We start from the raw sequence: 24204 nt of genomic DNA, 5'->3' as shown, positions 1-24204 counted from the left end.
AATAAATAGTGTTAGAAAAAGCTAACAAGATCAAAAAAATGTAATTTATATAGGTAAATTTTTATCTTCGGTATTATCCTTTAAAGCACTCTATATTACAATGACGGCACTATAAAAAACAGGAGTAATTTATGACTTACGCTCAAGCCTTTATGAAAAACTTTCTCGGCCCAAGTCCGGACTGGTATAAATTGGCGGTGATAATTTTTCTTATCATTAACCCTATTATTTTCTTTTGTATCAGCCCCTTTCTTGCCGGTTGGATTCTTGTTGCAGAATTTATTTTTACCCTTGCGATGGCGTTAAAATGCTATCCACTACAACCCGGTGGCTTGCTTGCTATTGAAGCGATTGTTATAGGAATGACACATCCGGAACACGTGAAAGCAGAAATTATGGCTAATTTTGAAGTTATTCTGCTTTTAATGTTTATGGTGGCGGGCATTTTCTTTATGAAACAATTACTGCTGTTTGTCTTTACTAAATTATTGGTAAATATTCGCTCGAAAATCACCCTTTCCCTTGCCTTCTGTTTCAGTGCCGCATTTTTATCCGCTTTCCTGGATGCCCTGACGGTGGTTGCCGTGATCATTAGTGTCGCAATGGGATTTTACGGCGTATATCACAAAGTCGCCTCGGGCAAAAACTTGCAAGATGCGGTTGATATTTCAGACGATGAAAAAGTGAAAAACCGTGAAACCTTAGAAAAATTTCGTGCATTTTTACGCAGTTTAATGATGCACGCCGGTGTGGGAACAGCACTGGGCGGTGTGATGACAATGGTAGGCGAACCGCAAAATTTAATTATTGCGGAACAAGCCAAATGGGATTTTATTGAATTTTTCTTCCGAATGGCGCCGGTAACCATTCCTGTTTTCTTTTGTGGTTTAATCACCTGTTATTTAGTTGAAAAATTCAAAATTTTCGGCTATGGCGAAAAATTACCACAGAAAGTCTGGTACACCCTCGCTTCTTTAGATCGCAGCAATTCGCAAAAAATGTCTAAACAAGACAAACTTAAACTTGGCGCACAAGCCATTATTGCAATCTGGTTGGTATTGGCACTTGCCTTTCACTTAGCCGCAGTGGGTTTGATCGGCTTAACCGTTATTATCCTCGCCACCACTTTTTCCGGTATTACCAGCGAACACGCAATCGGCAGGGCTTTCCAAGAATCCTTACCTTTTACCGCATTGCTTGTCGTCTTTTTCACCGTTGTGGCAGTGATTATCGACCAAAAATTATTTTCCCCAATTATTCACTACGTATTATCCGCCAGTGAAAGTGTACAGCTTGTTCTTTTTTATGTGTTTAACGGCTTGCTTTCCTCTATTTCCGATAACGTATTCGTGGCAACGGTTTACATTAATGAAGCCAAATCGGCACTCACCAATGGCGTGATTGCGCCTCACCAATTTGAGTTGCTTTCTGTGGCAATCAACACCGGTACAAATCTTCCTTCTGTCGCTACGCCAAATGGACAGGCTGCATTCCTGTTTTTATTAACCTCTTCGCTTGCGCCATTAATCCGCCTTTCTTATGGACGAATGGTTTATATGGCGTTGCCTTATACGATCGTGTTATCCTTGGTCGGCTTATTTGCGATTGAATACATTTTACCGGCAGCCACCGTTTGGCTTGCCAATTTAGGCTTAATTATGCCAATTTAAGGAGAACAAATGCTCGCATTATTTAAACAGTTTTCAGAAAAACGTTCGGCTTGGTTATTGCTTGCTTTTTCAAGTTTAGCCTTAGAATTGACCGCACTTTACTTCCAATACGGAATGGGATTACAACCCTGCGTACTTTGTGTATACGAACGTTTGGCAATGGTTGGTTTATTTATTGCGGGCATTATCGGTTTTCTTGCGCCTCGATCACTTATTGTGCGTTTAATCGCTATTGGTTTGGGGCTATTTAGTGCAGTAAAGGGCTTGATGATTTCTCTCCGTCATCTTGATTTACAAATGAATCCCGCCCCTTGGAAACAATGTGAATTTCTTCCCGATTTTCCGGAAACCCTCCCTTTCCACCAATGGTTCCCAATCCTGTTTAACCCAACAGGTTCTTGTGATAACAGTCAATGGTCGCTATTCGGCATCACAATGGTACAATGGTTAGTCTTTATTTTTGCGATCTATGTGATTGCATTGGCAATAATATTAATTTCACAACTGAAAAAACGTAGAAATCAGAGAAGATTGTTTAACTAAGAAAAAGTGCGGTCAAAATTGACCGCACTTTTTACTCGCACACCACTAATTTTGTTTTTGCATTTTGTAAGTATTGGCTAATTGAAGGGGGAATTTTATCGGTAAATAAATATTCCACATCGTTTAATTCCCCTAAACGAACAATGGCTTGGCGGGTAAATTTGGAATGGTCGGTGACCAATAAAGTTTGGCGGGAACTTTCAATAATGGCACGTTTTACCTGCACTTCGTGATAATCGTAGTCAAGCAACGAGCCATCCGAATCAATGGCACTGATACCCAAAATGCCAAAATCCAAACGAAATTGCGAAATAAAACTCACCGTGGCTTCGCCAATAATGCCGCCATCTTTACGCAATGAACCGCCTGCCATCGTAATGTCAAAACTTTCATTTTGCCGTAGTAAATGTGCCGCATTCAGGTTATTGGTGACGATACGTAAATATTTATGCTCAAGCAGGGCAATTGCCACCGCTTCCGGTGTTGTGCCTATGTCGATAAATAACGATGAACCATTTGGAATCAGTTTGGCGACTTCACGTGCAATACGATTTTTTTGCGAAGAAAAGAATTGTTTTCGGTCAATATAGTCTGAATTTTCCACTGAAGAAGGGAATGCCGCCCCACCGTGATGACGGCGGATAAGATCTAATTCCGCCAAAATATTCAAATCACGGCGAATGGTTTGTGGACTGACTTCAAGCTGAGCGACCAAATCTTCCGTGCTTAAATACCCATATTGAGCGACTAATTCGATAATCTTCTGATGGCGAATGGATTGTTTCATTAATTTATCCTTTTATTTCTCATTTTTACGCAGTTCGGCGCAAATAAATTCTACTATCAATAAAACCCCAAACTAATCCCACCACTAAACCTGAAATATGGGCTGCATTGCCGAGATAAATACCAAACAAAGGACTGATAAATCCAAATGCCAATCCCATCAATAACATTGTGAAAAAGCCTTTGGGTAAATCAAAAAGATTGGCATTGAGTTTATCGACCACAAATACATAGACTAAAACGGCATACACGACACCGGATAAGCCAAAAAAATCAGGGCCGGAAAAATAGTTTTGTACAACGCCACTGATGATGGCTGAAACCATAACCAATAAGAAAAGTTTAACACCGCCAAAGTAGCGTTCAATCACGCCGCCGAACAGCCAAAACCAAGATAAATTCGCAATAATATGCACATTTGATAAATGCACAAACGCGTGAGTGACATAACGCCAGAGTTGCCAATTTTGGCGGGGATCAATAGGGTAGTGAAATGCCATCATAATCGGTTCTTCAACCCCGAGCTGTTGCAAGATATAGATCACAATACAAATCACGGTAATGAGATATAAAGGCGTGAAATAACGGGAGAAGTTTAAATTTTTCATCATATAAAACTTTACGAATATCGAAATGGCACTTTATTTAATCGCTATGACTTTGAGATCGCACCAACCACTTACAGAAAAAGTGAAATCCTAATCTATTTAATGTAATCCAACACGGCGGCGAATTTTACGCATCAGTAAAAACACCCAAGGCCATAATATGCCGGAAGCTATCGCGCCGAAAATTTCTTGCCAATTAAAGGTGGCACTATGGAGAAATAATTCGACAAGAAAAATCGCAAAGCGAATGATAAACACAAAAAGAATGACCAATAAACTTTGAAACCAGAGAGAAAGATTGCGCAATACCAAATGATTTTTGGCAATAAAATAAAATGCGACCGATAACACAAGGGCGTGAACGCCAAGGGTTGCCCCCAAGACTAAGCCCCAAATGATCCCCAGTAAAAAGGCAAAGCCAATATTCACCTTGTTTGGAATAGCGAGTGTCCAGTAAAGTAAAACTAGAATCAACCAAGAGGGTTTAAAGGCTTGAAAGCCAACCGGCCAAGGTGCAAGTTCCATAACAAGTGCGGCAATAAAAAACAAGAAGATTGTCGCCCATTGTAAAATTAAGCGTATTTGCATTAATCTTCCTCCCTTGGTTCTAATTGTTCCGGTGAAACCGGTTCATCTTGTGGTGGTTCGGTTGGGATTTCAGGCTCACCCATTTCTTTTGAATTGTCCGTTATTGGTTCTTGTTCATCGGTGATTATTTTTGCTTTATGCACCCGATTTTTGCTTTCGTTGGCTTGGCTTTCTAAGCGTTTTTGCACTAATTCACGCACTTCTTCCGGTGATCTTGATTTCACTTTTGAGAGATCAATATTGCCCGGCCAAAGCAGAAGGACATAACGTAATCGTTCTAAGGAAGCCAAGGGCTTGGCTTTAACGGTCGCAAAATAATTAGCCCCATCACGGGATACGCTTTGCACCACCGCCACCGGATAACCTTCCATAAAACGACCACCCAAGCCGGAAGTAACCAATAAATCGCCTTTTTCAATATCCACCGAACGCGGTACGTTATCAAGCGTTAGTTCATCGGAATGTCCCGTACCGCTGGCAATCACCCGCACATCATTACGAAGTACCTGCACTGGGATCGCGTGGGTAACATCAGTGAGCAATAACACCCGACTGGTATCCGCCCCCACTGAAATAATTTGTCCAATTACGCCTTTTTCATCAATCACCGGTTGCCCCACATAAGCACCGTCTTTTTCTCCTTGGTTGATAATAATTTGTTGGCGATACACATCGGTTTCAGCGGTTAATACTTCAGCGATTTTTTTGTATTCATCGGTGCGTAATGGCGAGTTTAGCAATAAACGTAAACGTTGATTTTCAACTTTCAGTTGATCCAATAATAATAAATCTGCATTTTTTTCACGTAACTGTTCACGCAATACTTTATTTTCAATTTGTAATTTGTTGGTATCCACCAGATTCTCTGAAACACCATCTAATACGGTACGTGGACTATTTGCCAAATAATACAAACCACCTACTGCGGTTTCCATTATGCTACGGGCTTTGTTCATCGAATTTTGCGCGTCAACCAAAATCAAGGTGACGGATGCAATCACCGCTAAAATAAGGCGAATACCTAAGGGAGGCGCTTTACCAAAAATCGGTTTCATTCGGATTCCTAAATGCTCAAAATAAAAGTGCGGTCAAAATCAACCGCACTTTTATTGATGATAAATTATTCGTCACTAAAAACATCACCACCGTGCATATCAATCATATCCAGTGCCTCACCACCACCACGAGCGACACAAGTAAGCGGTTCTTCCGCCACGATTACCGGTACGCCACATTCTTTTGAAAGTAAAATATCAATATTACGCAATAACGCACCGCCACCGGTTAGCACCATACCCCGTTCAAAAATATCGGCGGCGTGTTCCGGTTGACATTCTTCTAATGCGGTACGAACTGCTGCAACAATGCCATTTAACGGCTGTTGGAGGGCTTCTAACACATCGCGGGAAGTGAGTTTAAATGAACGTGGCGCACCTTCTGCAAGATTGTGACCGTGCACTTCCATTTCTAAGATGTCATCACCGTCTTGAATATAAGCCGTACCGATTTCGTGTTTGATACGTTCGGCAGTCGGCTCACCAATGACAGAACCAAAGGTGCGGCGTACATAAGAAATAATGGCTTCATCAAAACGGTCGCCACCGATACGCACGGAAGAAGAATACACAATACCATTTAAAGAGATCACGGCAACTTCGGTCGTACCGCCACCAATATCGATAACCATTGAACCAATCGCCGTGGAAACAGGCAAGTTTGCACCAATAGCCGCCGCCATTGGTTCTTCAATTAAATACACTTCACGCGCACCGGCACCTAATGCCGATTCTCTAATTGCACGGCGTTCTACTTGGGTTGCCCCTGCCGGCACACAAACCAACACACGTGGACTTGGACGCATAAAGTTGCCACTGTGAACCTGCTTGATGAAATATTGCAACATTTTTTCTGTGACGGAAAAATCCGCAATCACCCCATCTTTCATCGGACGAATCGCCACAATGCTTTTTGGCGTACGCCCCAACATTTGCTTGGCTTCTTTTCCTACTGCGGCAATACTTTTGTATGCCCCCATACGATCTTGACGAATTGCCACCACTGAAGGCTCATCAAGTACAATGCCTTGTCCTTTCACATAAATCAGCGTATTTGCCGTCCCTAAGTCAATGGAAAGATCGTTTGAAAATAAACCGCGTACTTTTTTAAATAACATAGTCATTCCGTTAATTTGAATTGAGTAAAAAATCGCCCCTATTTTCCCATTGGTGTTGTGAAAGGAGCGTGAAAAAAATTGCGCTAAATGTATCAAAAAATCGCTATGGATAACAGTCTTTTTGCATTTTTACATTAAAAATACGCCGAAAAATGACCGCACTTTTGATTTAGGTTATCCCTCAATTTCAGCCAGCTGCCACTCACCGTTTGGTAAAATCTGCAACTGTAATTGATGGAAGGTTTTTAAGGTAGAACGATGTCCCACACTAATTATTGTCATCGTTGGTAATTCTGTTTTGATTAAACGATACATTGCCTCTTCCAAGCCTTCATCCATACTTGCCGTGGCTTCATCCAAAAAGGCGACTTTCGGTTTATGTAATAACAAACGGGCAAACGCCAAACGTTGTTGTTCGCCTAAAGAAAGAATTCGTGTCCAATCCTGCTCCTGTTCAACCCGTTCGACCAAATGCCCAAGCTGTACTTTGCGTAAAATATCCTCTACTAAAGTGCGGTCAATTTCCTGCGTGTTTTTCGGATAAGCCAAAGCGGTGAATAAATCCCCCTGCGGTAAATAAGGTTTTTGTGAAAGGAAAAGTTGTGCCTGCGGGCAATAGATTTTTCCTAAGGAATAAGACCAAAGCCCTGCCACCGTGCGTAACAAAGTGGTTTTTCCCACGCCGGAATCCCCTTGAATCAAAAGACGGCTACCTTGCATTAAGGTGAGATTGAGATCTTGAATCAAGGTGCGACCAAATGGATTTTTTATACTTAAATGCTCAAAAATGACCGCACTTTCGTGTGTGTGAATATCCGTCTGGGATTCACGATTTGCCATATTGATGGCATAAGTAAAACCGGTTAAACGATCAAGCGTGGCTTTGTAGCCTGCGAAGTTATCGTAGGTGTTACGGAAAAAGGAAAGATTGGAATGTAATTGCCCGAACACCTGCAAAGTTTGCATTAAATCACCCAGTTTGATTTGTTTTTCAAAATAGCGACCCACCTGAATCAATAAAGGGAACACCACGGAAATTTGACTGACCACAAGGTTAAAACCGGAGAATTTTAGGGTTCGGTAAACAATATCCCACATATTATTGATAACCGCGCGGAACTGGCGATAAAGCTGATTTTGTTCCACTTTTTCGCCGGCATAAAAGGCAATACTTTCGGCATATTCTTTAATACGAATTAAAGAATAACGGTAGTTTGCGTTTAATCGTTCGTTGGCAAAATTTAAGTTGATTAACGGACGACCAAGCCAAAATGCGATCAACGTGGTGAATATCACATAAGCAAAAACCAAGAACACCATCATATGGGGAATTTCTACCCCCAATAGCACCATCGGCCCTGCCAAGCCCCACAGCAAAATAGTGTAAGAAATGATTGACGTAACGGCATCAATCACGCCGGTTGCCAAAGAAAGGGTAGTTTTCACATAAGATTGTACATCTTGTTGAATACGTTGATCGGGGTTGTCTAAATTGGCGGAAAGATATTGGGTTTTGTAATAAGCACGATTTGCCATCCATTTATTCGCCAACTCATCATTGAGCCAAGTAACCCAGCCGATCACAAAACGCTGTTCAAGATAATAGCTCACTAAGGCGGAGGAAACTGAACTCGCTGCAATCACGCAAAATAATCCCATTTGTTGCCAAAAAACGGACTCATTAAATTCTTGTAGCGAGGTGTACATATTTTTATACCATTCGGAATACACTAAGCTAATCCGTACGCTCACCAGCGTTAATGCGACAATCAACAAAAAGAATAATAAAGGTTTAATGCTCCGTCTCAGGGAAAGATAACTGCCGGCAAACAGCCAAAATTGTTTCCCCCAATGGGTAAAACGCACCAATAAAAAAATACCGAAACTAAACACCATCGCCGTAATAGCAAGCGTTCTTAAAATCCATAAAAGAGAGGTGATTGCCTCTTGTCCGTAGTCCATAAATTTGTCCGTTATCGTCTAAAAGAGCGGTCATTTTAGGCAGTGTTTATGATTAAGCAAGAAAAAATGTGATGAACTTATCATTTTTTGAGTTTGGTTAAAGGCGGGAAAAATCAACTTTGTTATAATCCTTTTGGGTTAAATCTATCGATATAATGTAGCAAATGAACCATTCCCAAAAAGAATGCGATTAGCCGGACGTCACGCAGACATTCTTAATATGAATGAATTGAGATTGTTTGAAATTTTAATTTGGTTTTGTGCATTTTCTACATCATAACGAAATTATTCATAAGAGGTTTATATGAGCGATATTGCGCTTACGATCAGTTTGCTTGCCCTTGTTGCCGTGATTGGTTTATGGATTGGGCATTGGAAGATAAAAGGCGTAGGGCTAGGCATTGGTGGCGTATTGTTTGGTGGCATTATTGTTGCCCATTTTACTCATCAATACGGTATTCAACTTGATTCTCATACCCTATACTTCATTCAAGAATTTGGCTTAATTCTGTTTGTTTATACCATCGGGATTCAGGTTGGTCCCGGTTTTTTTGCCTCACTTAGAAAATCCGGCTTAAAACTGAATGGACTTGCAATTTTGATTGTGTTGTTAGGTTCGCTTTCAGTGGTCGTGCTAACAAAAGCCATTGATGTTCCCTTAGATATCGCATTGGGAATTTATTCCGGAGCAGTCACCAATACGCCTTCATTAGGGGCGGGACAGCAAATCTTAAGTGAATTAGGCTTACCTCAAGTCACCTCTACAATGGGAATGGCTTACGCAATGGCGTATCCATTTGGTATTTGTGGCATTTTGCTTTCAATGTGGCTCATTCGTCTTTTCTTTAAAATTAAGGTGGAAGAAGAAGCTAACCGTTTTAACAAAGAAAGCGGACAGGACAAAGAAAGTTTGCATACCATTTCCATCAAAGTAACCAACCATAATTTAAATGGACTCCGCTTGGTAGAAATTCCCGGTTTTAATGAAGAAGGCGTGGTTTGTTCCCGTTTAAAACGAGGGGAAGAAGTGATCGTACCGAAAGCCAATACGGAAATTCATCTTGATGATGTGTTGCATTTAGTGGGCGATGCCACTGCATTAAGAAAAATGCACTTAGTGATTGGTGATGAAGTGGAAATGCCCGTACTTTCTTCTTCCAATGGAGAAATTCGTGCGGAACGTGTCGTGGTGACGAACGAAAAAGTGCTGGGTAAAAAAATCCGTACCCTCAACATTCATCAAAAATACGGTGTTGTGATTTCCCGCTTAAATCGTGCAGGAATCGAGCTTGTGCCAAGCGGCAACACCTCATTGCAATTTGGGGATGTGTTACATATGGTGGGACGTGCCGATGTGTTAAATCAAGCCATTTCCGTGATTGGCAACGCCCAACAAAAACTCCTGCAAGTTCAAATGCTCCCAGTATTTATCGGCATTGGGCTTGGTGTACTACTGGGTTCTATTCCGTTTTATATTCCTGGTTTCCCGGTGGCACTTAAACTCGGTTTAGCTGGTGGCCCACTTGTTGTGGCACTCATTCTTGCCCGAATTGGCAGTATCGGCAAACTTTATTGGTTTATGCCGCCAAGTGCCAATCTTGCCTTGCGGGAAATTGGTATTGTGCTGTTTCTTGCGGTAGTCGGGTTAAAATCAGGCGGAAATTTTGTGGATACGCTTGTCAATGGATCAGGTTTGGAATGGATGGGCTATGGGATTTTTATCACCTTTATTCCCCTAATGATTGTCGGCGTTATTGCCCGTTTATACGCCAAACTGAATTATCTCAGCATTTGTGGCTTACTAGCCGGCGCAATGACCGATCCTCCCGCCCTTGCTTTTGCCAACGAAATAAAAGAAGACAACGGCGCTGCCGCTCTTTCTTATGCCACGGTTTATCCTCTTGTGATGTTCCTAAGAATTATTTCACCACAGCTTTTAGCCGTGTTGCTTTGGACGGTTTAAAACACGAAAAAACGGGCTATTTCAACAGAAATAACCCGTTTTTTATGCCACAAAAGTGCGATCATTTTTAATGAAGTTTTCAGTATTATGTAGCAAACGCGCAAAGAAAAAACAATGTGAGCGGTAGGGACACCAATCGTGGCATCCCTACTTTTTCCCAAAAAACGTTCACTGTGCAACTGCAACATAATATTAAAAGTTTTATTTCACCAATCCTCCACTCGCCTGTAAATCAGCGTGGTAAGAGGAGCGAACGAAGGGCCCACAAGCGGCGTGTTCAAAACCCATTGCATTGGCTTTTTCACGGAATTCGTCAAATTCTGTCGGTGGCACATAGCGGGCGACTGGCAGGTGATGACGGCTTGGTTGTAAATATTGCCCGAGGGTCAGCATTGTGACACCATTAGTGCGTAAATCCTGCATTACTTGTAGGATTTCTTCATTGGTTTCACCAAGTCCAACCATTAACCCTGATTTAGTTGGGATATGCGGGAACATTTCCTTAAACTCACGCAGGAGTTTTAATGACCATTCGTAATCCGCCCCCGGACGAATCTCTTTATATAAACGTGGTACATTTTCAAGATTATGATTGAACACATCCGGTGGATTATCTTTTAGTTTTTCCAAGGCTTGAGTAATGCGACCGCGAAAATCCGGTACTAAAATCTCAATTTTTATGCCCGGATTTAAAGCCCGCACTTCTTTCACACATTCGGCAAAATGTCCTGCACCGCGATCAGGCAAATCATCACGATCCACCGAGGTAATCACCACATACTTTAATTTCATATCCTGAATGGTTTCAGCAAGTTTGCGTGGTTCTTCCGGATCAGGCGGTAACGGTTTACCGTGTGCCACATCACAGAAAGGACAACGGCGGGTACAAATTGCCCCTAAAATCATAAAGGTTGCCGTGCCGTGATTAAAACATTCGTGCAAATTCGGGCAAGAGGCTTCTTCACACACGGAATGTAAACCGTGGCGGCGCATACCGTTTTTGATGCTTTCAATTTTGAGGGAACTTGCCGGTAATTTGATTTTCATCCATTCCGGTTTTTTCAATAATTCTTGGTTTGGATCGATATTTTTGACAGGGATAACGGAGGTTTTTGCCGCATCACGATATTTGACACCGCGCTCCATTTTAAATGGCGTTGACATAGCTCTTTCCTAAAGAAAAATGCCTGAAACAGGCATTTTGATGAGTTGAATGTTAAAAATTTGTGACATTATAGCCCAAAAGTTCGGCAAAGTGTTTAATTAATTTGGGGGAAACCTTCTCCAAAGTCGCCTCATTTTTATCAATAAAATCCGCTAATTGGCACATTTCTAAGCCTACATAACCACAAGGGTTAATGCGGTGAAACGGACTGAGATCCATATTGATATTGAAAGCAAGACCGTGAAAAGAACAGCCTTTACGGATTCGCAATCCTAAAGAACAAATTTTCTTACCGTCAATATAAACTCCCGGTGCATCAGCTTTGGGATAGCCCTCAATGCCATAATCGGCGAGGGTTCTCACCACAGATTGCTCAAGTGCGGTCACTAACTGGCGAACATTTAGATCTTGATGACGGCGAATGTCAATCAATACATACATCACTTGCTGACCGGGGCCGTGGTAAGTAATTTGCCCGCCACGATCCGACTGTACAACAGGAATACTACCGGCTTGTAAAAGATGTTCGGGTTTTCCTGCCTGCCCTTGGGTAAACACGGGGGAATGTTCCACCAACCAGATTTCATCGGTTGTCTCAGCGGTGCGATTATCGGTAAATGCCTGCATTTTATGCCAAATGTCTTGATAATCCTGCAAGCCAAGTTGGCGAACAATAAGAGGTAATGCCGTCATATTAAATAACCATTTTCACGCCTTCGACTTTGGCGAGTTCTTTGTAAAGGGTTTCCACTTGTTCAAAATTTTGTGCCACTACATCAATAGAAACAGAATTATAGGTGCCTTTGCTGCTGCGTTTTTCCTTTGGAATGTAATCGCCCGGCAAATATTTTTGCACCACGGCAATTAAATCTTGGGCAAGGTTTTCACGATTCACTCCAGCCACTTTAAAGGTCATTGCCGCAGGAAATTCCATTACTTCTTTCAATTTTTCATAATCTTGTTCGGTTGCCATTCTTTTTCCTTATGTTGAATGAGAGAAAGGGCAGATTTCACATCTGCCCGACTTTCGTTAATCGACTCCGCTATAAATGGGGAAGTGCGGTCATTTTTCAAGGTGTTTTAGAAAAGGCTTTTTATGGTTAACACCAACCAGTCCCAAGCATTTCCAAAGATACCGCCTTCTTTGACTTCGCTCATCGCCTGTAAATTCACCACCGCAACATCTTTGCCATCAAGCTGATAGATGACTTTACCAACCACCTGACCTTTCGCTAATGGGGCTTGCAAGTATTTATTATCTAATTCATAACGGGCTTTTAATTCAGCCTGTTTGCCTTTTGGCACAGTGATAAAACTATCTTGCAACACGCCTAATTTCACTTTGCCTTGATCGCCGTAATAAACGGATTGTTCTGAAATTTCTTTATTGGCTTCAAGGGTTTTCAAAGTTTCAAAATTCGCAAAACCCCATTGTAATAATTTCTTACTTTCGACTTCGCGTCCTTTATAAGTCGGCACGCCCATTACCACGGAAATTAAACGCATATTGCTTGGGTTGGTCGCCGATGCTACGAGATTATAGCCTGCTTTGCTGGTGTGACCGGTTTTCATTCCGTCCACATTCATTGTTTTATCCCATAATAAACCGTTGCGATTAGGCTGTTTGATTTTATTAAACGTGAAGTCTTTTTCTGCGTAAATTTTATATTCTTCCGGTAAATCACGAATAATATGTGCGCCAATAATCGCCATATCCCGTGCTGTTGAATATTGATTCGGGTCGTCTAAACCGTGCGGTGTAGTGAAATTGGTATTTTTCAAACCAAATTGTTGAACGTATTTGTTCATCGTATCAACAAAGTTTAATACCGTGCCTGAAATATGTTCTGCCAATGCCACACAAGCATCATTTCCGGAAACAATGATCACGCCTTTATTCAAATCTTCCACAGAAACCTGTTGGTTCAAATTAAGGAACATTTTTGATGAATCGGGGAAATTACGCCCCCAAGCACTCTCACCGATAGTCACCATATCCGTGTTATGAATTTTGCCTTGTTTTAAGGCTTGTCCCACCACATAGCTGGTCATCATTTTGGTTAAAGAGGCGGGATATTGGCGTTGATCCGGATTTAATGCGGCAATCACCGCACCGGAATGATAGTCCATCAAAATATAGGTTTGTGCGTTCACTTCTGGTGGAGTAATTCCATATTGTATCTCTTCTGCCGAAGCAAAAGTTGATACTGTCATCAAGCCGGAAATGAGGGCGAGTTTTTTGAAATTAACGCGTTGCTTTAACATAAAATTTCCTTTCATTACATCTTAGTTTTTGTAGGTATAAACGATCAGCGGATTGCCGTTCGTCATTGCTTGTAGTTTTGATTTTAAGCGAGTGATCATCTGTTTATCCGCCACCGGCCCGAGATGAAGTTCATATCGTCCGTTGTGTTGATTCACCTCTGCACTCACATTTTCTAACGCCAGACGGGTAATTAAATTATTGGCGTGTTTTTCGCTTGGGAGATCTAACATTTTTAGTTTGTACTGTTCTTTCAACGCTTTGGCGTTTACGTCTGTTTTTTTTTCCACATTAACAAGGCGATCTGAAGCCGCTTGGGTTTTGGCGTGTTTCGCCAGCGTTTTTGCCCCTGCCCCTGAAATATCGCCATTGCGGGAAATATGTAAGGCTTCCACTTTCACTTGCCCCACCCCTCTGGCAATCAAGCCAATTTCTTTCGCGGCGGCGTAAGACAAATCAATAATACGCCCCTGACTAAAAGGCCCGCGATCATTAATTCGCACAATTGTTTTTCGATGATTGCGCAAATTCGTCACCAAAGCATAGGAATTTAGAGGTAAGGTTTTGTGTGCAGCAGTGTAAAGATCGGCATTGTAGCTTTCACCGCTTGATGTACGGCGACCGTGAAATTTGCGGTGATAATAGCTTGCCATTCCCTCTTTCGCATATTCTTTCGCTTTGCTATTGCCGTGGGTGGTATATGTTTTTCCGTTTACCGTATAAGTTTTTGATGAGGTCATCGGCGTGCTACGGGTTAGTTTTGCCCCTTTAATGCCATATTGTTTGTGGGGATCATTTTGAGCTTGAGCGGGTAAAATACTCAGCACCGCAATAAAACCAAGTGCGGTCAATTTTAGTAATGTTTTTAAGGTCATAAATAAATTTTCTAATCAGTCAAATCCTATGTAAGAACGTTAAAACACAAATTAGTTCCCATTCATAAATTTTGTGCGGTGGGTATGAATCGACATCACCAAGCCGAAACTTGCCATAATCGCCACATAAGATGTACCGCCATAACTAAACAACGGCAACGGCACGCCCACTACCGGTAAAATGCCACTCACCATACCAATATTAACGAATAAATACACGAAAAAAATTAAGGTGGTTGCCCCTGCGAGAATACGTCCAAAGGTGGTTTGTGCATTTACCGCAATCATTAAGCCACGCACAATAATAAACATATAAATTGCCATCAAAATGGCAAAGCCTACCATTCCGTGTTCTTCACTCATCACGGCAAAAATAAAATCCGTATGGGGTTCCGGCAAAAATTCCAACTGAGATTGTGTACCTTGCATCCAGCCTTTTCCCCACATTCCGCCCGAACCAATGGCAATTTTCGATTGCAGAATGTGATACCCCGCACCAAGCGGATCTTTTTCCGGATCAAGCAAGGTGAGAACGCGGGTGCGTTGATAATCGTGCATTAAATAAAGCCACATTATGGGAATAAAAGCGGCTAGCCCCACAACGGCAGCCAGAATCAACCACCAACTCATTCCGGCAAGAAACACCACAAATAATCCCGAAGCACTGACAAGAATTGATGTGCCGAGGTCGGGCTGAATTGCCACCAATAAAGTGGGTATCATAATCATTGCTATGGCGATAAAGGTTTCACTCATTTTCGGCGGAACGGGACGATTGCCCAAATAAACCGCCACCATTAGGGGTACGGCAAGTTTAACAATTTCCGAAGGTTGAAAGCGAACAAAACCCAAATCAAGCCAACGTTGCGCCCCTTTACTGGTTGTGCCAATGGCATCCACCAAAATCAGCAAGACAAAGCCTACCAAGTAAAGATAGGGTGCGATCCCCTGATAAAACTTAGGCGGCAGCTGTGCCATAATAAGCAAAACGGCAAAACCAAGCACAACTTGAATAATACGGTTGCGGAACATCACCTCGCTTGCCCCTGAGGCACTATAAAGCACAAGCATTCCATAGCCTGTAATGGCGATTAGCCCTAATAACAACCAAAAATCCAAATGTAACGGCTTCCATAAACGAAGCCAAAGGGATGTTTTTTCTTCCATTATTCCGTTTGTCCGTTTTCTATATCCGGTGTTTCCGCAGGTTCACCATTATTACTTGCGGCATTGGCTTTGCGTTCAATTTCAGGGAGGCGTTGATTAAGGTAGAAATCCATAATTTTTCTCACTACCGGTGCGGCATTACTGGAACCGCCCCCTGCATTTTCTAAAATAATTGATACCACCAATTTTGGATTCTCATAAGGTGCATAAGCGGTAAACCAAGCGTGATCGTGTAGCTCTTTTTTCAAGCCTGCCGCGTTATATTTTTGGTTTTCTTTCAAGCTAAACACCTGCGCTGTACCGGATTTTCCCGCAACGTGATAATTCGCGCCAATAAAGGCTTTTCTCCCCGTCCCTGCGCCTGAATTGACGACATTAAACATTCCTCGCTTGGCGGCATCCCAATAAGCCTGTTTCGGTTCGGTAATATCTTCATAAAGTAAGGGATCTTGATAAGGCTCAACGGTTGCCCCTTCCACGGATTTCATTAAGTGTGGGGTATTGACTTTCCCATTATTGGCTAAAATTGCGGTAGCTTTTGCCACTTGTAACGGCGTTGCCGTCCAATAGCCCTGCCCGATCCCCACCGAAATGGTATCCCCCTGCACCCAAGGGCGTTTATAACGTTTTTGTTTCCATTCTTTGCTTGGCATATTTGCCGAGGCTTCTTCGTTAATTTCAATGCCGGTCGGCATACCAAAGCCAAAACGTTTCATCCAGTTTGATAGGCGATCAATCCCCAAATTGTAGGCAACCTGATAAAAATAGGTATCGGAAGATTCCGTAATGGCTTTATTTAAATCCGTGTAACCGTGACCGGATTTTTTCCAATCGCGGAAACGTTTTGTGGTGTTAGGCAACATCCAATAGCCGGGATCAAAAACCGTAGTATGTTGATTAATCACATTTTCTGTCTGTGCCGCCACCGCAATAAATGGCTTCACCGTTGATGCAGGCGGATAAACCCCTTGTGTAGCACGGCTGTAAAGGGGGCGATCGGGATCTTCCAACAACCGTTTGTAATCGGTGCTGGAAATGCCATCCACAAACAAATTGTTGTCATAACTTGGTGTGGAAACCATCGCCAACACACTGCTGTCTTTCGGATCTAACACAACCACCGCCCCTTTTTGTCCCGCCAGTAAATCGGTGATATAGCGTTGCAGCGGCAGATCGATGGTCAAATGAATACTTTTCCCTGCCACCGCAGGTTGCTCGCGTAATTTGCGAATCACCTTGCCACGGTTGTTAATTTCAACTTCTTCAAATCCGGTAATGCCGTGAAGTTGATCTTCATAGTAGCGTTCAATACCCAGTTTTCCCATATCGTGTGAGCCGGCATAATTGGCAAATTTCTCGTCTTTTTTGAGTTTTTCCACATCTTTATCATTAATTTTGCCCACATAGCCCAAAATATGCGTCATCACATCACCGTATAAATAATTACGCTTAAAATAAGGGCGAACTTCCAGACTCGGAAATTGATATTGATTGACGGCAAAACGTGCCATTTGTTCTTCCGTTAAATTTGGCTTGAGCATAATGGAAGTGTAACGGGTACCGCGGCGGCGTTCCTTTTTGAACAGCTCAATGTCTTCGTCTGTCAAGCCCACAATATAGCGAAGTGCTTCAAAAGTGCGGTCTAAATTTTCGGTTTTTTCCGGCACAATATATAAGCCGAAGAAGGTGAGATTTTCGGCTAATAATTCGCCATTACGATCGTAAATCAGCCCACGGGTGGGCGGAACGGGTAACAGTTTAATTCGGTTGCCGTTAGAACGGGTTTGGTAAGTCTCGAAATTAACAACTTGGAGATGATAAATATTGGCAAAAAGCACGCAGGTCAAGGCAATAATCCCAACAAACGCCACCAAAGTACGGCGTGCAAAAAGATTCCGCTCCGCTTTTTTATCGCGAATCGGCTCATTCGTAGGCGTTACAAAGAATTTCTTAAAATTCATTGAAAATTGACCGCACTTTTATTCTCGATGATAAGGATGATTGGTGGTGAGTGACCACGCACGATATAAACTTTCTGCCACCACCACCCGAACAAGAGGATGTGGCAAGGTTAAAGGTGAAAGCGACCAACTTTGCTCGGCAGCCGCTTTACATTCGGGAGAAAGCCCTTCCGGCCCACCAATTAATAAGCACAAATCACGTCCATCGTTTTTCCACGCTTCCAACTGTTCGGCAAGCTGTGGCGTTGTCCAAGGTTTGCCCGGAATATCCAATGTCACCACTTTTCCCTTTCCACAAGCCGCCAACATTGCTTTACCTTCTTGCTCCAAAATGCGTTTAATATCTGCATTTTTCCCCCGCTTACCTGCCGGGATTTCAATCAGTTCAAAAGGCATCTCTTTCGGGAAACGGCGTTGATATTCCTCAAAACCGGTACTGACCCACGCCGGCATTTTTGTTCCCACTGCGATTAATGTGATTTTCACAAGGATTCCTTAATGAATAAAAATTCCGTCAAAATTGACCGCACTTTACGCCCAAAGTTTCTCTAATTGGTACATTTCCCGAGCTTCACGTTGCATAATGTGAACAATGGTTTGCCCTAAATCCACCACAATCCAATCGGCGGTATTCTTCCCTTCTTCACCAAAGGTTTCGACACCGGCTTTTTTACATTCTGCGATTAAATTATCCGCCATCGCAGAAACCTGACGACCGGATGTACCGGTGCAAATCACCATATTTTCCGTGATAGACGATTTTCCACGCACATCAAAATGTACAATATCCGTGCCTTTTAAATCGTCCAATTTATCGATGACAAATTCAACTAATGACATTCTTTTCCTCACTTATAAAAGCGCGAAATTCTACCATTGAATAAGCGGAAGGACTAGGTGAAGGGGAAGAAAAACCCCAATAAATAGAAAAAACAAGTAAAAAAATAACCGCACTTTAAAAAGTGCGGTCGATTTAACAATTATTTTTATGCCAACGCCCAACCGCCCGCATAAAACACCACTAACACAATCGCAATAAGTACAGTGCCAAGGTTTAAACATTTAATCTCACCGCTGACAATTCGACCAATTACTAAAGCGGCAAAGCCAAGCATAATGCCGGTGACGATATTGGCGGTGAGGACAATAAATACCGCACAAATTAAACCGCTCATTGCTCCCTCAAAATCCTCAAAATCCAGCTTGCTCACATTGCTTAGCATTAACAACCCTACATACATTAATGCCGGAGCAGTGGCATAGTTTGGTACTAAGAAAGCCAATGGTTGGAAGAAAAGCATAAATAAGAACAGAACACCCACCACAATCGCCGTGATCCCTGTTTTACCACCGGCCGCTGTGCCTGCAGCAGATTCAATATAAACGGCAGCGGGCGCGGTGCCGAATAATCCCGATAATAAACTGCTGACAGAATCGGACGTTAAGGCTTTACCGCCGTTGATGATTTGTCCGTCTTTGTCCAATAAATTTGCCTGCCCTGCCACCGCACGGATTGTCCCTGTCGCGTCAAAAACCGCAGTCATTACCAAGGCAAAGACCACAGGTAAAATTGCCGGTTGTAATGCACCTTGTAGATCTAACTGTAAGAACAGGGAATTTTCACCAAAGGTTGGCATTTTGAATACTTCACCGCCAAATTTTACGTTGGGATCAAAAATCAATCCGATAATGGTGATGGCAATAATCACCCATAAAATACCGCCTTTCACCTGCATTTTTTCTAAGCCGACAATAAATGCCAAACCAATTAATGACATCATCACCGGGAAAGAAGTGAATTCACCAAGTTTTACCGGCAAGCCGGCTTGGTTGCTCACTACCAACCCCACACCATTTGCGGCGATTAACAGTAAAAATAAACCGATACCGATTCCCGCACCATGCGCAATATTGGCAGGCAAATTGCGAAGAATCCACGCCCGAATCCCTGTTGCAGAAATCAGGGTGAATACCAATCCCATTGAGAACACCGCACCTAAAGCAACCGGAATGGATACGCCTTGGCCAATCACCAAACTAAACGCAGTAAATGCTGTGAGGGAAATGGCACAACCAATCGCCATTGGTGCATTCGCCCATAAGCCGATTAAAATTGATCCCAACCCCGCCACCAAGCAGGTTGCGATAAACACAGATTCTGCCGGAAAGCCTGCCGCACCAAGCATATTGGGTACGACAATCACCGAATACACCATCGCTAAAAAGGTCGTTAAACCTGCAATGATTTCTTGACGAATCGTTGAGCCACGTTTTTGAAGTTCAAAGATTTTTTCTAACTTGGACATCGTTGCCTCTAAAAATAGATAAGTATAAAAAAGGGCGGTATTTTACCGAAAGTCTATAAGATGTAAACGTTTGCGTAAAAGCAAAGTGCGGTGATTTTCTTCAATAAAAATTTAGTGCGACAAAATCACTGAAAAACTGCTATACTTCCGCCGTTTTTAACTCAATCAAAGAAAGGAAAAACAATGGCTGATTTTAATCAAATTTTAACGCCCGGTGATATTGATGCGGGCATTATCAACGTTGTAAACGAAATCCCTGAAGGTAGCTGCCACAAAATCGAGTGGAATCGTAAAGTTGCCGCATTCCAATTAGACCGTGTTGAACCGGCAATTTTTGCCAAACCAACCAACTACGGTTTCATCCCACAAACTTTGGATGAAGACGGTGATGAATTAGACGTGTTATTACTTACCCGTCAACCGCTTGCCACAGGTGTATTCCTTGAAGCAAAAGTGATTGGTGTAATGAAATTTGTTGATGACGGTGAAGTGGACGATAAAATCGTGTGTGTACCGGCAGATGATCGCGACACCGGCAATGCTTACAACAGCCTTGCAGATGTACCGGCACAATTAATCAAACAAATTGAATTTCACTTCAATAACTACAAAGCATTGAAAAAACCGGGTTCAACCAAAGTTACCCACTGGGGTGATGTAGAAGAAGCGAAACAAGTGATTCGTGAATCTATCAAACGCTGGAATGAGCGTTAATTCAAAATAATGATGAAGAAAAGGCATCTGTTGATGCCTTTTGTCATATTGGGTGGGAACGACACAAAGTGCGGTCAAAATAGCGAAAGTTTTTGCAGCACGCATAAATGTTATGATCCCCCAAAATAAGGAGTAAAAAATGGCAATTTTAGTCACCGGTGGCGCAGGCTATATCGGTTCGCATACCGTTGTAGAATTATTAAACGCAGGCAAAGAAGTCGTAGTATTGGATAATCTTTGCAATTCATCCCCAAAATCCCTTGAACGGGTCAAACAAATCACAGGCAAAACCGCAAAATTTTATGAGGGCGATATTTTGGATCGTGCCTTACTACAAAAAATCTTTGCCGAAAATAAAATTCAGTCGGTGATTCATTTCGCAGGGTTAAAAGCTGTGGGCGAAAGCGTACAGAAACCGGCTGAATATTATATGAATAATGTCGCCGGCACGGTGGTACTGATTCAAGAAATGAAAAAAGCAGGCGTATGGAATTTTGTGTTTAGTTCTTCCGCCACGGTTTATGGCGATCCGAAAATTATCCCGATCACCGAAGATTGCGAAGTGGGGGGAACAACCAACCCTTACGGCACATCAAAATATATGGTGGAACAAATTCTGCGTGATGTGGCAAAAGCCGAACCGCAATTTAGTATGACGATTTTGCGTTATTTCAATCCGGTAGGCGCACATTCAAGCGGTTTAATTGGCGAAGATCCGAACGGTATTCCAAATAATTTACTGCCTTATATCAGCCAAGTCGCCATTGGAAAATTGGCACAACTTTCCGTATTTGGTAGCGATTATGAGACTCACGATGGCACGGGTGTGCGTGATTATATTCACGTAGTGGATTTAGCGATTGGTCATTTAAAAGCCCTTCAACGCCACGAAAATGATGCCGGCTTGCATATTTATAACCTCGGCACAGGTCACGGCTATTCTGTGTTAGATATGGTAAAAGCCTTTGAGAAAGCCAATAACATCAACATTCCTTACAAACTGGTTGATCGCCGACCGGGGGATATTGCAACCTGCTATTCTGACCCAAGCCTTGCCGCCAAAGAATTAGGCTGGACGGCAGAACATGGGCTTGAACAAATGATGCAGGATACTTGGAATTGGCAAAAAAATAATCCACAAGGCTATCGCGATTAAGCCTTTACAATAACGCAATAATACTTAACCTAGGGTAATCCATTACCCTAGGCTTTCTAATTAAAACACTATGTCAAATTCTCTTTTTTCCCAAATTTTTACCCGCAAGATGTTAATTTGCGTATTCACCGGTTTTAGCTCCGGCTTGCCGTTATTTGTGTTATTGCAAATGCTGCCTGTGTGGCTAACGGATAAACATCTTTCCGTTGAACTTATTGGCGTGGTCACGGGGGTGATGTTGCCTTATGGATTAAAGTTTTTATGGGCGCCACTGTTGGATCGTTATTTTCCGTCTTTTTTAGGCCGCCGCCGTAGTTGGTTGCTGATTTCACAAGTTGTCTTATTGGTTTTGCTTTATCTCATTAGTCTGTTTGATCCTCTCACCCAACTCACTACGGTTGCCAATATTGCCTTACTCATCGCCTTTTTTTCTGCCACACAAGACATTGTGTTGGATGCCTATCGCCGTGAAATTTTAACGGATCACGAACTTGGTTTAGGCAACACCATTCACATTAATGCATATCGTATTGCGGGTTTAATCCCCGGTGGGCTTTCGCTTTACCTTGCGACCCTGTACCCGTGGGAAACGGTGTTTTTATGGACTGCGCTTTGTATGCTTGTCGGGATCTTTATGACCCTTTTTCTCGCCAAAGAACCTCAAATTGAAATCGCCAAAAATCCGCCACCTTTTTATCAAACCTTTTGGATTCCACTGCAAGAATTTTTTCAGCGTAAAGGTGTCGCACAGGCTATTGGCTTTTTACTCTTTTTATTTCTGTATAAATTTGGCGATTCTTTTGCCACAACCCTCCAAACCAAATTCATCTATGATATGGGATTCGGCAAGGAAGATATTGCCCTTGTGGTAAAAAGCACCTCACTTTGGGCAAGTATTTTATCGGGGCTTGCAGGCGGCGTGATTATGCTGAAACTCGGCATTAATCGTGCCTTGTGGCTATTTGGTTTAGTGCAAATGGTGACGATTGGTGGCTTTATTTGGCTTGCCGCATTCGGGCATTTCGCCAGCATTGGTTCATCAGAATTATGGAAACTCGGCGTTGTCATTGCGGCGGAATACATCGGTGTTGGACTTGGCACGGCAGCATTTGTGGCATTTATGGCTCGTGAAACCAATCCTCTTTACACCGCCACCCAACTTGCCCTTTTCACCAGTCTTTCCGCCTTACCCGGCAAAGGATTAGGAATGCTTTCCGGCTATGTAGTGAGTGCGGTGGGCTATTATCAATATTTTTGGCTTTGCCTGTTTTTAGCTATTCCGGGAATGATCTGTTTATACTGGGTTGCCCCTTGGAACGAGAAAAAATCGGCATAGTGGAAGTGCGGTGAAAATGACAAATAATTTGACCGCACTTGGCTTTATCAGTATCTTACCACCTTTATTTACATCGATTGATTAATGGAGATTTCTATGAAAATTATTCTTTTAGGCGCACCGGGCGCAGGCAAAGGCACGCAAGCACAATTTATTATGAACAAATTCGGCATTCCGCAAATTTCAACGGGCGATATGTTCCGTGCCGCCATCAAAGCGGGAACAGAACTTGGCAAACAAGCCAAAGCCTTAATGGACGAAGGAAAACTCGTACCGGACGAACTTACCGTTGCATTGGTGAAAGATCGCATTGCACAGCCTGATTGTGCCAACGGTTTCTTACTGGACGGCTTCCCTCGCACCATTCCTCAGGCGGATGCCTTAAAAGATTCCGGTGTAAAAATTGACTATGTTTTAGAATTTGACGTACCCGATGAAGTGATCGTTGAACGAATGAGCGGTCGCCGAGTACACCAAGCTTCAGGACGTTCCTACCACATTGTTTACAATCCACCAAAAGTGGAAGGCAAAGATGATGTCACCGGCGAAGATTTAATCATCCGTGCAGACGATAAACCGGAAACCGTGTTAGATCGTTTAGCGGTATATCACAAACAAACCCAACCATTAGTGGATTATTATCAAGCAGAAGCCAAAGCAGGCAATACGCAATATTTCCGCTTAGACGGCACACAAAAAGTAGAAGAAGTAAGCCAAGAATTGAACAAAATCTTAGGCTAAAATGTCTTAAAATTTGACCGCACTTTGATGTTCTGTAGCATTTGTACAATGAAGTAAACATAGGGACGCCACACTTGGCGTCCTTATTAAAATGCAAATAGTTTCAATAGGTTAATATAAAAAACGCCAAGCGTGGCATTTCTACCATTCAGGTTATTTTCCCTTTGTACATTGAGACATCATATTGAACATTCAACTTAAAGTGCGGTCATTTTCTTGCTTATTTT

23 protein-coding genes are annotated in these 24204 nt (G+C 42.5%); 7 read left to right on the top strand and 16 right to left on the bottom strand.

Annotated elements, in window-relative coordinates:
• The first annotated feature begins 131 nt into the window (after window positions 1-131).
• Together nhaB and dsbB are read left to right on the top strand one after the other, a co-directional pair.
• Window positions 132-1670 (top strand): Na(+)/H(+) antiporter NhaB, encoded by a 1539-nt coding sequence (gene nhaB, locus BKL49_RS00605; RefSeq protein WP_077422712.1) that lies wholly within the window; start codon window positions 132-134, stop codon window positions 1668-1670.
• A 9-nt stretch (window positions 1671-1679) separates the two neighbouring features.
• A complete protein-coding gene (gene dsbB, locus BKL49_RS00600; protein WP_077422711.1) occupies window positions 1680-2213 on the top strand; it encodes a disulfide bond formation protein DsbB in 534 nt (177 codons plus the stop codon).
• 31 nt (window positions 2214-2244) lie between these two features.
• Here the strand turns inward: dsbB and BKL49_RS00595 are convergent, their stop codons facing one another.
• The 6 genes from BKL49_RS00595 to BKL49_RS00570 form a co-directional block, all read right to left on the bottom strand.
• The gene (locus tag BKL49_RS00595) at window positions 2245-3000 is read right to left on the bottom strand and encodes a DeoR/GlpR family transcriptional regulator (RefSeq protein WP_077422710.1); all 756 of its coding nucleotides are present in this window, start codon (window positions 2998-3000) and stop codon (window positions 2245-2247) included.
• 25 nt (window positions 3001-3025) lie between these two features.
• On the bottom strand, window positions 3026-3607 hold the full coding sequence (locus tag BKL49_RS00590; protein ID WP_077422709.1) for a rhomboid family intramembrane serine protease: 582 nt from the start codon (window positions 3605-3607) through the stop codon (window positions 3026-3028).
• Window positions 3608-3706: 99 nt separating this feature from the next.
• Window positions 3707-4195, bottom strand: a complete 489-nt coding sequence (gene mreD, locus BKL49_RS00585) for a rod shape-determining protein MreD (protein ID WP_077422708.1) — start codon at window positions 4193-4195, stop codon at window positions 3707-3709.
• Entirely contained in the window at window positions 4195-5250 is a 1056-nt protein-coding gene (gene mreC / locus BKL49_RS00580; RefSeq protein WP_077422707.1) for a rod shape-determining protein MreC, read from the bottom strand. Before mreC ends, mreD begins: the two co-directional genes overlap by 1 nt.
• A gap of 65 nt (window positions 5251-5315) precedes the next feature.
• Window positions 5316-6368 carry a rod shape-determining protein gene (locus BKL49_RS00575; protein WP_077422706.1) on the bottom strand — a complete coding sequence of 351 codons (1053 nt, stop codon included), beginning with the start codon at window positions 6366-6368 and terminating at the stop codon, window positions 5316-5318.
• Between the two features lie 174 nt (window positions 6369-6542).
• Complete coding sequence (locus BKL49_RS00570; RefSeq protein ID WP_077422705.1) at window positions 6543-8330, bottom strand: ABC transporter ATP-binding protein/permease; 1788 nt, start codon at window positions 8328-8330, stop codon at window positions 6543-6545.
• Window positions 8331-8634: 304 nt separating this feature from the next.
• Between BKL49_RS00570 and BKL49_RS00565 the strand changes: the two genes are divergently transcribed.
• On the top strand, window positions 8635-10293 hold the full coding sequence (locus BKL49_RS00565; protein WP_077422704.1) for a putative transporter: 1659 nt from the start codon (window positions 8635-8637) through the stop codon (window positions 10291-10293).
• Window positions 10294-10494: 201 nt separating this feature from the next.
• Here BKL49_RS00565 and lipA read toward each other — a convergent pair whose 3' ends face one another.
• The 10 genes from lipA to BKL49_RS00510 form a co-directional block, all read right to left on the bottom strand.
• Window positions 10495-11457 carry a lipoyl synthase gene (gene lipA / locus BKL49_RS00555; RefSeq protein ID WP_077422702.1) on the bottom strand — a complete coding sequence of 321 codons (963 nt, stop codon included), beginning with the start codon at window positions 11455-11457 and terminating at the stop codon, window positions 10495-10497.
• Between the two features lie 52 nt (window positions 11458-11509).
• Entirely contained in the window at window positions 11510-12151 is a 642-nt protein-coding gene (lipB, locus tag BKL49_RS00550) for a lipoyl(octanoyl) transferase LipB (RefSeq protein ID WP_077422701.1), read from the bottom strand.
• Window position 12152: 1 nt separating this feature from the next.
• On the bottom strand, window positions 12153-12431 hold the full coding sequence (gene ybeD / locus BKL49_RS00545) for a DUF493 family protein YbeD (RefSeq protein ID WP_077422700.1): 279 nt from the start codon (window positions 12429-12431) through the stop codon (window positions 12153-12155).
• A 107-nt stretch (window positions 12432-12538) separates the two neighbouring features.
• Window positions 12539-13723, bottom strand: coding sequence for a serine hydrolase (locus tag BKL49_RS00540; RefSeq protein WP_077422699.1), 1185 nt, complete (start codon window positions 13721-13723; stop codon window positions 12539-12541).
• A 21-nt stretch (window positions 13724-13744) separates the two neighbouring features.
• Window positions 13745-14596, bottom strand: coding sequence for a septal ring lytic transglycosylase RlpA family protein (locus BKL49_RS00535; protein WP_077422698.1), 852 nt, complete (start codon window positions 14594-14596; stop codon window positions 13745-13747).
• Between the two features lie 51 nt (window positions 14597-14647).
• A complete protein-coding gene (gene rodA, locus BKL49_RS00530) occupies window positions 14648-15763 on the bottom strand; it encodes a rod shape-determining protein RodA (protein WP_077422697.1) in 1116 nt (371 codons plus the stop codon).
• Entirely contained in the window at window positions 15763-17724 is a 1962-nt protein-coding gene (gene mrdA / locus BKL49_RS00525) for a penicillin-binding protein 2 (protein ID WP_077422696.1), read from the bottom strand. Before mrdA ends, rodA begins: the two co-directional genes overlap by 1 nt.
• A gap of 18 nt (window positions 17725-17742) precedes the next feature.
• Complete coding sequence (rlmH, locus tag BKL49_RS00520; RefSeq protein ID WP_077422695.1) at window positions 17743-18210, bottom strand: 23S rRNA (pseudouridine(1915)-N(3))-methyltransferase RlmH; 468 nt, start codon at window positions 18208-18210, stop codon at window positions 17743-17745.
• Window positions 18211-18255: 45 nt separating this feature from the next.
• Entirely contained in the window at window positions 18256-18564 is a 309-nt protein-coding gene (gene rsfS / locus BKL49_RS00515) for a ribosome silencing factor (protein ID WP_077422694.1), read from the bottom strand.
• Window positions 18565-18710: 146 nt separating this feature from the next.
• A complete protein-coding gene (locus tag BKL49_RS00510) occupies window positions 18711-20030 on the bottom strand; it encodes an NCS2 family permease (RefSeq protein ID WP_077422693.1) in 1320 nt (439 codons plus the stop codon).
• 183 nt (window positions 20031-20213) lie between these two features.
• On the opposite strand from BKL49_RS00510, the gene BKL49_RS00505 reads away from it, so the two are divergent.
• The 4 genes from BKL49_RS00505 (at window position 20214) to adk (ending at window position 23977) form a co-directional block, all read left to right on the top strand.
• The gene (locus BKL49_RS00505) at window positions 20214-20744 is read left to right on the top strand and encodes an inorganic diphosphatase (protein ID WP_077422692.1); all 531 of its coding nucleotides are present in this window, start codon (window positions 20214-20216) and stop codon (window positions 20742-20744) included.
• 139 nt (window positions 20745-20883) lie between these two features.
• Window positions 20884-21900 carry a UDP-glucose 4-epimerase GalE gene (galE, locus tag BKL49_RS00500; protein WP_077422691.1) on the top strand — a complete coding sequence of 339 codons (1017 nt, stop codon included), beginning with the start codon at window positions 20884-20886 and terminating at the stop codon, window positions 21898-21900.
• 70 nt (window positions 21901-21970) lie between these two features.
• The gene (locus tag BKL49_RS00495; protein WP_077422690.1) at window positions 21971-23236 is read left to right on the top strand and encodes an MFS transporter; all 1266 of its coding nucleotides are present in this window, start codon (window positions 21971-21973) and stop codon (window positions 23234-23236) included.
• Between the two features lie 96 nt (window positions 23237-23332).
• The gene (adk, locus tag BKL49_RS00490) at window positions 23333-23977 is read left to right on the top strand and encodes an adenylate kinase (protein ID WP_077422689.1); all 645 of its coding nucleotides are present in this window, start codon (window positions 23333-23335) and stop codon (window positions 23975-23977) included.
• The last annotated feature ends 227 nt before the right edge of the window (window positions 23978-24204 follow it).

It is taken from the genome of Rodentibacter myodis (assembly GCF_001999305.1).
Classification (GTDB): Bacteria; Pseudomonadota; Gammaproteobacteria; order Enterobacterales; family Pasteurellaceae; genus Rodentibacter; species Rodentibacter myodis.
Note: the sequence above shows the minus strand (reverse complement) of the source record. Positions and strands in the feature narration are given on the sequence as shown.

Bases quoted from the DNA above. Each gene is read 5' to 3' on its own strand.
- BKL49_RS00575 (WP_077422706.1), bottom strand. From the start codon at position 6,368: ATGTTATTTAAAAAAGTACGCGGTTTATTTTCAAACGATCTTTCCATT.
- BKL49_RS00565 (WP_077422704.1), top strand. From the start codon at position 8,635: ATGAGCGATATTGCGCTTACGATCAGTTTGCTTGCCCTTGTTGCCGTG.
- BKL49_RS00590 (WP_077422709.1), bottom strand. From the start codon at position 3,607: ATGAAAAATTTAAACTTCTCCCGTTATTTCACGCCTTTATATCTCATT.
- mreC (WP_077422707.1), bottom strand. From the start codon at position 5,250: ATGAAACCGATTTTTGGTAAAGCGCCTCCCTTAGGTATTCGCCTTATT.
- BKL49_RS00510 (WP_077422693.1), bottom strand. From the start codon at position 20,030: ATGTCCAAGTTAGAAAAAATCTTTGAACTTCAAAAACGTGGCTCAACG.
- mreD (WP_077422708.1), bottom strand. From the start codon at position 4,195: ATGCAAATACGCTTAATTTTACAATGGGCGACAATCTTCTTGTTTTTT.
- BKL49_RS00595 (WP_077422710.1), bottom strand. From the start codon at position 3,000: ATGAAACAATCCATTCGCCATCAGAAGATTATCGAATTAGTCGCTCAA.
- lipA (WP_077422702.1), bottom strand. From the start codon at position 11,457: ATGTCAACGCCATTTAAAATGGAGCGCGGTGTCAAATATCGTGATGCG.
- adk (WP_077422689.1), top strand. From the start codon at position 23,333: ATGAAAATTATTCTTTTAGGCGCACCGGGCGCAGGCAAAGGCACGCAA.
- mrdA (WP_077422696.1), bottom strand. From the start codon at position 17,724: ATGAATTTTAAGAAATTCTTTGTAACGCCTACGAATGAGCCGATTCGC.
- BKL49_RS00540 (WP_077422699.1), bottom strand. From the start codon at position 13,723: ATGTTAAAGCAACGCGTTAATTTCAAAAAACTCGCCCTCATTTCCGGC.
- ybeD (WP_077422700.1), bottom strand. From the start codon at position 12,431: ATGGCAACCGAACAAGATTATGAAAAATTGAAAGAAGTAATGGAATTT.
- BKL49_RS00535 (WP_077422698.1), bottom strand. From the start codon at position 14,596: ATGACCTTAAAAACATTACTAAAATTGACCGCACTTGGTTTTATTGCG.
- rodA (WP_077422697.1), bottom strand. From the start codon at position 15,763: ATGGAAGAAAAAACATCCCTTTGGCTTCGTTTATGGAAGCCGTTACAT.
- lipB (WP_077422701.1), bottom strand. From the start codon at position 12,151: ATGACGGCATTACCTCTTATTGTTCGCCAACTTGGCTTGCAGGATTAT.
- galE (WP_077422691.1), top strand. From the start codon at position 20,884: ATGGCAATTTTAGTCACCGGTGGCGCAGGCTATATCGGTTCGCATACC.
- dsbB (WP_077422711.1), top strand. From the start codon at position 1,680: ATGCTCGCATTATTTAAACAGTTTTCAGAAAAACGTTCGGCTTGGTTA.
- BKL49_RS00495 (WP_077422690.1), top strand. From the start codon at position 21,971: ATGTCAAATTCTCTTTTTTCCCAAATTTTTACCCGCAAGATGTTAATT.
- rsfS (WP_077422694.1), bottom strand. From the start codon at position 18,564: ATGTCATTAGTTGAATTTGTCATCGATAAATTGGACGATTTAAAAGGC.
- BKL49_RS00570 (WP_077422705.1), bottom strand. From the start codon at position 8,330: ATGGACTACGGACAAGAGGCAATCACCTCTCTTTTATGGATTTTAAGA.
- nhaB (WP_077422712.1), top strand. From the start codon at position 132: ATGACTTACGCTCAAGCCTTTATGAAAAACTTTCTCGGCCCAAGTCCG.
- BKL49_RS00505 (WP_077422692.1), top strand. From the start codon at position 20,214: ATGGCTGATTTTAATCAAATTTTAACGCCCGGTGATATTGATGCGGGC.